The sequence below is a fragment of the Streptomyces sp. AC558_RSS880 genome (assembly GCF_019049255.1).
GTDB lineage: Bacteria > Actinomycetota > Actinomycetes > Streptomycetales > Streptomycetaceae > Streptomyces.
Genome location: NZ_JAGMUJ010000092.1, coordinates 21,809 through 29,313 on the forward strand (window position 1 = coordinate 21,809; position 7,505 = coordinate 29,313).

The 7,505-nt window shown below is 71.5% G+C and carries 6 protein-coding genes and 1 pseudogene; 3 read left to right on the forward strand and 4 right to left on the reverse strand.

The window, feature by feature from the left end:
* The first annotated feature begins 90 nt into the window (after positions 1–90).
* From KUM38_RS27515 to KUM38_RS27525, 3 genes are read left to right on the forward strand one after another with little or no spacing between them, the layout of a single operon-like run.
* Entirely contained in the window at positions 91–1,128 is a 1,038-nt protein-coding gene (locus KUM38_RS27515; protein WP_217132998.1) for an SPFH domain-containing protein, read from the forward strand.
* Entirely contained in the window at positions 1,125–2,036 is a 912-nt protein-coding gene (locus tag KUM38_RS27520) for an NAD(+)/NADH kinase (RefSeq protein ID WP_217132999.1), read from the forward strand. Before KUM38_RS27515 ends, KUM38_RS27520 begins: the two co-directional genes overlap by 4 nt.
* Positions 2,037–2,096: 60 nt before the next feature.
* On the forward strand, positions 2,097–2,285 hold the full coding sequence (locus KUM38_RS27525) for a hypothetical protein (RefSeq protein ID WP_217133000.1): 189 nt from the start codon (positions 2,097–2,099) through the stop codon (positions 2,283–2,285).
* Between the two features lie 359 nt (positions 2,286–2,644).
* Here KUM38_RS27525 and istB read toward each other — a convergent pair whose 3' ends face one another.
* From istB to KUM38_RS27545, 4 genes and pseudogenes are all read right to left on the reverse strand, one after another.
* Positions 2,645–3,871, reverse strand: coding sequence for an IS21-like element helper ATPase IstB (gene istB / locus KUM38_RS27530; protein WP_217133001.1), 1,227 nt, complete (start codon positions 3,869–3,871; stop codon positions 2,645–2,647).
* A 427-nt stretch (positions 3,872–4,298) separates the two neighbouring features.
* Entirely contained in the window at positions 4,299–4,481 is a 183-nt protein-coding gene (locus KUM38_RS43715) for a DUF6185 family protein (RefSeq protein WP_366814864.1), read from the reverse strand.
* A pseudogene (locus tag KUM38_RS42225) lies at positions 4,471–6,627 on the reverse strand (DUF6185 family protein); the annotation flags it as partial. The pseudogene KUM38_RS42225 and the gene KUM38_RS43715, both read right to left, overlap by 11 nt.
* A 414-nt stretch (positions 6,628–7,041) precedes the next feature.
* Positions 7,042–7,505 (reverse strand): transposase (locus KUM38_RS27545; protein WP_217133005.1); only part of this gene is annotated, 464 nt, incomplete at its 5' end.

Consider the following 7,505-nt stretch of genomic DNA (forward strand, 5'->3'; position numbering starts at 1 on the left):
AGGGGACGCGGCCTCACCCCTTGTTCTCGTCTCCTTGACGAGAACAAGACTCTTCGTTATCGTCAAAGAGACGAGAAAAGAGGGACCTCCATGGCCGACATCACCCGGCGCCTGGGCTGGCGCCACCTGCGCTCCACCCCTACGGCTCACATCCGCCACCACCGGGACGGCAAGCTGGTGCACGACGGGCCAGGAATCGGCTTCTGGTTCCGCCCGTTGAGCGCCGCGCTCTCCGAGGTGCCGGTCGAGGACCGGGAGTTGGCCATGACCTTCCGCGCCCGCACGGCCGATTTCCAGGACGTCTCGGTGCAGGCGACCGTCACCTACCGGATCGGCGACCCGGCACTCGCCGCCGCCCGCCTGGACTTCTCCGTCGACCCCGACACCGGAGCCTGGCGCGGGGCCCCACTGGAGCAACTGGGCACACTGCTCACCGAGACGGCCCAGCAGCACGCGCTGGACGTGCTGGCCCGCACCCCGCTGTCCGCGGCGCTGGTCGACGGGGTGGCCGCGGTGCGCGACCGGATCGCGGCGGGCCTCGGCGCCGAGCCGCGGCTGCCGGCCACCGGAATCGAGGTGGTGGCCGTACGGGTCATGGCGGTGCGCCCCGAGGCGGAGGTGGAGCGCGCGCTGCGTACGCCCGCCCGGGAGCGGATCCAGCAGGAGGCCGACCGGGCGACGTACGAGCGGCGGGCCGTCGCCGTCGAGCGCGAGCGCGCCATCGCCGAGAACGAACTGGCCAGCCAGATTGAACTCGCTCGCCGCGAGGAGCGGTTGGTGGAACAGCGCGGGGCGAACGCACGCCGCGAGGCGGAGGAGGGCGCGGCGGCGGACCAGGTGCGTGCGCGGGCCGAGGCGGCGCGCACGGTCAAGCTCGCCGAGGCCGAGGCCGCCCGTTCGGTGGCGCTCGCGCGGGCGGAGGCCCAGGCGGCGCGCGAGGTCGGCGAGGCCCGGGCCGAGGCCCAGGCGGCCTGGTTGCGCGTCCACGGCGATGTCGACGTGGCGACGCTGCACGCGCTCACCGGGACACGGCTGGCGGAGAACCTGCCGCGCATCGACAGCGTGACCGTCTCGCCGGACGTGCTGACCGGGCTGCTGGCCCGGCTCGGCGGCGGGGCCCGGGGATGAGTCTCGCTCCGCGGGCCGTCCTGGTGCACCGCACCACGGAGTACGAGGAACTGGTGGCCCGGCACGGCACCCACGGACAGGCCGCCTTCTTCCTCTCCTCCCGGGGCCGGGATCTCGGGGAGGTCGCCGAACGCCACCGCCGCGCGCACCGGGCGCTGGCCGAGGTGGCGGCCGCGGTCCCGCTGACCTGGCGGCGAGCACGGGTGGAGCGGAGCGACCTGGACCGTTTCCTGTTCGCCCCGGAGGACGTCGTGGTCGTGGTGGGACAGGACGGACTGGTCGCCAACGCGGCCAAGTACCTCTCCGGTCAGCCGGTGATCGGTGTCGACCCCGAGCCGGGGCGCAACCCCGGCGTGCTGGTGCGGCACCGGGCGGCCGACGCGGCGGCGCTGCTGCGCGGCGCGTCCACCGCCCGGGCGGACGAACTCACCATGGTCGAGGCCGTCGCCGACGACACCCAGCGGCTGGTCGCGCTCAACGAGATCTATCTCGGTGCCGTCGGGCACCAGACGGCCAGGTACCGCCTGGGCCTGGAGGGCGACGGGGGTGTCGTCGAGGCTCAGGCTTCCTCCGGAGTGCTGGTGGGCACGGGCACCGGCGCGACCGGCTGGCTCCGGTCGGTGTGGCAGGAGCGGGGCAGCGCCCTGCGCCTGCCGCATCCCACGGAGGACCGCCTGCTCTGGTTCGTCCGCGAGGCCTGGCCGTCGCCGGCCACCGGGACGTCCCTGGTGGCCGGCGAACTCGCCGCCACCGGCCGGCTGCGCCTCACCGTCGAGTCCGAACGCCTCGTCGCCTTCGGGGACGGTGTGGAGGGCGACGCCCTGGAGCTGACGTGGGGGCAGACGGTACGGGTGGGCAGGTGTGAGCAGCGGCTGCGGCTGGTGACACACGTTCCGGGGCAGCGGTGACTCAACGAGGTGAAACGTCGGGTACGCACGGGGAACCGCGCCAAGGAGGCCGAGCGGCGCTTGCCCGGACCGTCCTTCGGCTCCGTCGTCGCCCACATCGACGCCTGCGGGAAGACCACGCTGCCGGACGGCTTCACCCGGAGGTCCAGCACCGAGAAGATCGTGCCGGACGGCCTGCCGGGCCCCTCAGGCCGGACCCGTCACGCCGTCAGGGCGTCGCGATCGCCGCAGTCCTCACGGCCGTCGTGACGGTGCGGTCCGGGACCGACCGCCGTACCGCCCGGCCAGCACCGCACCGAACGCGCGACGGCGAGGTGTGCCGCCCTCCGGCGCAGCGGGTTCCCCGGGCGGCCCCGGCTCCGGGCACGGCCGGGACCGCCCGCGTCATCAACCCGCCGCCTGTCGGGGCGTGGCATCCGGACGGCCACTTGTCTCCGTCATCTGCCGCATGGGCAGGACATGACGGCGGTCCCGTGTCTGCGGCTGTCCGGCAGCGGGGTGTTCTACGACGGCTCCCGTATGCGCGCCGCGCACGACACGTTCCGCCCCGGCCCCTGCCGGGCCTCAGGTTCCGATCACCGAAGGGCTCGCCGTCGAAGGGCCGCCGGTCAGTGGCCCAGGTCCGCCCATGGTGAGGTAGCGCGCCGCTGCCGGTAGCTGTCCCCGTCGAGCCGTACGACCTCGGCGTGGTGGGCCAGCCGGTCCACCAGCGCCGGGGCGGCCGCACCGCGAAAGACCTCGTCCCAGCGGGCCGGCGGCCGGTCGCCCGTCACGATCAGGGACGCCCGCTCGTAGCGGTGCGCGACCAGCCGGAAGAAGAGCCGGGAGGTGTCCACGTCGAAGGGGACGTACCCCACCTCGTCGATGATCAGCAGCGGGTAGGAGTCGAGGGCGGTCAGCTCCGCCGTGAGCCGGCCCGCCGCCTCCGCCTCGGTCAGCCGGACCGCCCACTCGGCGGCGGTCGCGAACAGCACCCGGTGGCCGGCCTCGCAGGCCCGCACGCCGAGACCGACTGCGAGATGGGTCTTGCCGGTGCCGGGCGGGCCGAAGAACACCGCGTTCTCACCGGCGGTGACGAAGTCCAGCTTGCCGAGCCGGGCCACCACCTCCCGGTCGAAGGTCCGGGGGTGCTCCGCGTCGAAGTCCTCCAGCAGCTTGCGCGCCGGGAACCCGGCGGCCCGGATCCGCTCATGGGACCCGGTCTCCGCGGCGGGCGCCGTCGCCTGCGCCGGAATCGCCACCTCAGGACGCGGGACCTCGGCGGGCGGCGGCCGGTCTCCGGGCTCCTCGCGGTGCGGCACTCGCTCGTGGTGGGCAGCCATCGGACCCGACATGTACGCCAGGATCGCCGCCGACACGATGAACGCCATGTGGATCGCCGTGCCCCACAGCAGGGAGTGCCGGGAGGTGTGGTGCACGTCGACGAACATCTGGAGCAGATGGACGGAGGAGATGCCCACGATCGCGGTGGCGAGCTTGACCTTCAGGACGTTGGAGTTGACGTGCGAGAGCCACTCCGGCTGGTCGCGGTGGCCCTGGAGGCCGATGCGTGAGACGAAGGTCTCGTAGCCGCCGACGATCACCATGATCAGCAGGTTGGCGATCATCACGACGTCGACGAGTTTGAGGACGGCGAGCATGACGTACGTCTCCGTCGCCTGCCCGGTGACGCACCGGAGGATTAAGGCCCACAGCTCGTTGAAGAACTTGTAGACGTACACCCCCTGGGCGGCCACGAGGCCGAAGTACAGCGGGGCCTGCAACCAGCGGGTGGCGAACAGGGCGTACCCGAGAGTCGTGGTCGGCGGGGACGAAGCACTATGGATGGGCTGCACGGTTCGCCATTCTTCGCCGGGACCGCCGGGCAGGTGAAACCGCGCCACCCGCACGCATGAATAGACATCCTGTAGGACGGGACGCGCGGCCCTTCGTGACCTCTCGCGGCCAGGAACCGATCAGGAGCCGATCAGGCACGCTGGGCGTTCGGCCGTCCTGCTCCCGGCCGGCAACTCGCCGCACCACCAGGGCACCACCCGCACGGACGCGACCGACGACGGCACCAGCGGCTGCGACGGCCACAGCCGCGGCCGGAACACCCACGGCCTGTGGGTGGCGGACAACAACGTCATCCCCACCGCGTCCGACCCCGCCCCGACGCCCGTCGCCTTCACCGTCCGCAGGGCCCGCGTGCTGCTGGAGCACCTGGACGGTGAGTGAGGCGGCAGGGCCCTTGCGGAAGGAACCTCACCGAGCGGCCCGCGTCTACGGCGTCTGGCTGACACCGCTGTTCTCCAGCGGGGAGCCGCCCGTCTCCGCGAGGAACTGCCAGATGGTGGCGATGGCCGCAGCCTGCGCGAGCAGCCGGGCGACCTGGACGGAGAAGAACCGCTCTGGTATACGGAGTACAGCCGTGCGATCCGACGCGCCAGTAACGGTGCTCCTCACGGAAGGTCTCCAGGTCCATCAGGATGCCGGTCAGCGTAAGGACGAGCAGCATCGCCGTGACGGCGAACGCCAGTCCCGTCTGCTCCTCCCCCAAGGCCCAGTTGCCCGACGCGAACAGCCCGGCGGGCAGGGCGTAGGCGAGCGCGACGCAGAAGGCCCTGGTCGGGCCGCGCTTGCCGGGCAGCTGGTGCCACAGGGCTCCCAGGACCATGCCAGCGGCCGCGTAGCCGACCTGCCAGAGGATGAACTGGGCCAGCATGTCCGGCAGACCCAGCCGTTCGTGCAGGGTGCTCGTCAGTTCCTCCCCGCGTAGCTGGTTCGCCCACACCAGTCCGGCGGTCAGGGGCAAGGCCACCGGCTGGGTGAGACGTGCCGCCCTGACGCCATTCTCCCACCAGGTGTCCCCGGAACCGAGGACCAGGACCGCGTCCACCACTGACACGTCGTGCGGAAGGCGGTCGCGGCGCCTTCGTGACGACCGCCAGCAGTGCAAGCGCGTCAGCTCCGTCTCCAGTTCGCGACGCCGGACAGTGGCGTCGTCAGCCTGGCCGTGATCCAGGCGCCGCAGCTGGGCATGGCGTTCCCGGTAGGTGCGCGCTCGGTCCAGCAGGACCGGGCGGTGGGACACGCGGAGCGTCCTGTTGAGGGGTTCGCCGCTCTTCTCCAACCGCTTGTCCCCCACGGTCCGGCCGTGGGCGAGGCGCAGCAGGCCGGCGAGCGCGAGGAGGTAGGCGAAGAACCACACCCAGCTCAGGGCTCCGCTGGCCGTGTACTCACCGATGTTGAGGGCGACCATGACGGGAAACAGGAGCAGCACCAGCAACCGGTACGGTCCCGCCGGACCGCGCAGCGCCACGGTGGCGTCCGTGGTGCCCTCCGTCCGGGCTCGCAGCAGCCCCAGAACGGCCAGACCGCTGGGGATCCACAGCAGGGCGCACCACCAGTTCTGTGTACGTTGTGCGTGAACCACAGCAGGTTGCTACGCAGTTCAGCGCGGTGCCACGCGCCGTAGCCGGGATCGTCCGGGAGGGCGGACGTACTGCCGGGCAGCCATCCTCCGGGGTCGGATATGGGGGGAGAGCCAGGAGGCCCGGTTCCAGTCCCGTTCTGCGGCCGCCGCGTAGCAGACGCCCAGGATCACCAGGCAGACCAGGGTGCCCGCGAGCGACGCTCGCAGCCGGAGCCGCGCGCTGCGAGGGCTGTACAGCCCTCCACCGACGGCCAGTCGGCGCACGGCCGTGGCACTGCCCAGCAGGAGCAGGGCCGTCGAGCAGACAGCAGCGGCGCTCACCACTGCCGTCGTCGGACCGGAAGGGCCGGGCGCCGCCACGAACGTCTTCGGGTCTTGGAGGGGTTGAGGATCCAGTTCAGTATCGGTGACGATGCCCTGGAGATCGAGCCGTTGTGTTCCCATGGTGGTTCGCATGCCTCCGTGAGGGAGGAGTCGTAGGGGGTAGGGGAGGAGCTGTGCATCACCACCGTCACCGCCGTGCGGGGCCGGCCGTATGACGTCGTCGCTCACCAGCAGGCGGTGATGCCTGAGCAACTGCTTGTGCTTCCGGCCGCGGAGGTCGAGCACGAGGGCCAGGAGCCGGAGGCCGGCCGCGGGGAGGTGATCGACATGACCGCGCTGTGGGTCTTGTGGAAGTCCCTCATGGACGTGGAGGCTTTCGATCTCACGGCCGGCCGGCTGCGCCGCCTCCAGGATGCGTTCGCCAAGGCGGGCGACGACTCCCGGGTCCGTGCGAGCCGCAACACCGGCCAGAACGACGGCACCGGCGCGGTGTGTGCGGTGCGCCCGGACGACCAGCAGGCGCATCACCCGCAGGAGGCCGGACCGTATCGCGGCCGGGAGGCTGGCCGCTGGGCGCACTCCGGTGCCGCGCACCCGGGCGGTGGTGCGCATCGACGATGCCCGGTGTCCGCTCCACCGAGTGGAGCGCCTTGGCCTGCTCCACTTCCGCGACGGAGCTCGAGGTGCTGTAACTGTGGGCCCGGTGCACGCTGGTGAAGTGAAGTACCCGGTGATCGTTGTGCACGCGTACTTGGACGACGAACTGCTCAGGTTCCTGGAGGGAGCTGGGCTCCAAGGTCCGGAGTGAGTACTCGATATCCCGGAGGGGGGTGGCGGGGTGGTCGCGCGCATCAGTGGCACGCTGTCGGGTCAGACCTCCTGGAGTGTCTGCTGCGCATACAGCGTGAAGTCGGTGCTCGCCGTCTGTGCTGTGTCCCAGAGCCGAGCCAGCTCCTCCGCTGCTGACACGTCAGGCGCCTCTGACCTGCTCTTGGTGACCTCTTGTCTCAGCGCTGCAAGGCCGAGATCGCTCATGGCTGTGCCCAGTATGAACGCACAGGAGCCTGTTGGGAGGTCAGCAAGGAGCGAAACGCGTGTGACAGCCGCCGCCACTGCTGCCGACCGAGCCTGGTGTTCCTCGAAATACGGTCCTAATAGGGCTTGGTCAGGTTCGTATGGATGTGGGTATGTCGCGGTGGCAGGTGGGGCAGGCGCCGGTCCAGGTGGCGAGGAGTGTCTGCAGGTTCCGGACGACTTGGTAGAGGCTCAGGCCGGCGCCGGATCTTTTGGGTCTCGCGTCAGTCGTTGGAGGGTGCAAAAGGCATGGGCGGCGGAGACGAGGGTGACGTGGTGATGCCAGCCGGCCCAGGTGCGGCCTTCGAAGTGGGCCAGGCCCAGGGCTTGTTTCATCTCCCGGTAGTCGTGCTCGATGCGCCAGCGGAGCTTGGCCAGCCGCACCAGCGTGGCCAGCGGCATGCCCGAGGGCAGGCTCGACAGCCAGAACTGCACCGGCTCGCTCTCACCGGCGGGCCATTCGGCCAGCAACCACCGCTCGGGGAGCTCCGGACCGTCCGTGGCCTGGCGGATCTCGCGCCCGGCAGGCCGGATGCGCAGGGCGACGAAACGCGAGTGCATGCGCTTCAACCCGCTGCGGCCGGTGCCCGGCCGGGAACCCTCCCGCCAGGACACCGGCCGGGCCGCCTGCCGGCCGACGGCAATGACCAGCTCCC

Bases quoted from the DNA above. Each gene is read 5' to 3' on its own strand.
- KUM38_RS27520 (WP_217132999.1), top strand. From the start codon at position 1,125: ATGAGTCTCGCTCCGCGGGCCGTCCTGGTGCACCGCACCACGGAGTAC.
- KUM38_RS27515 (WP_217132998.1), top strand. From the start codon at position 91: ATGGCCGACATCACCCGGCGCCTGGGCTGGCGCCACCTGCGCTCCACC.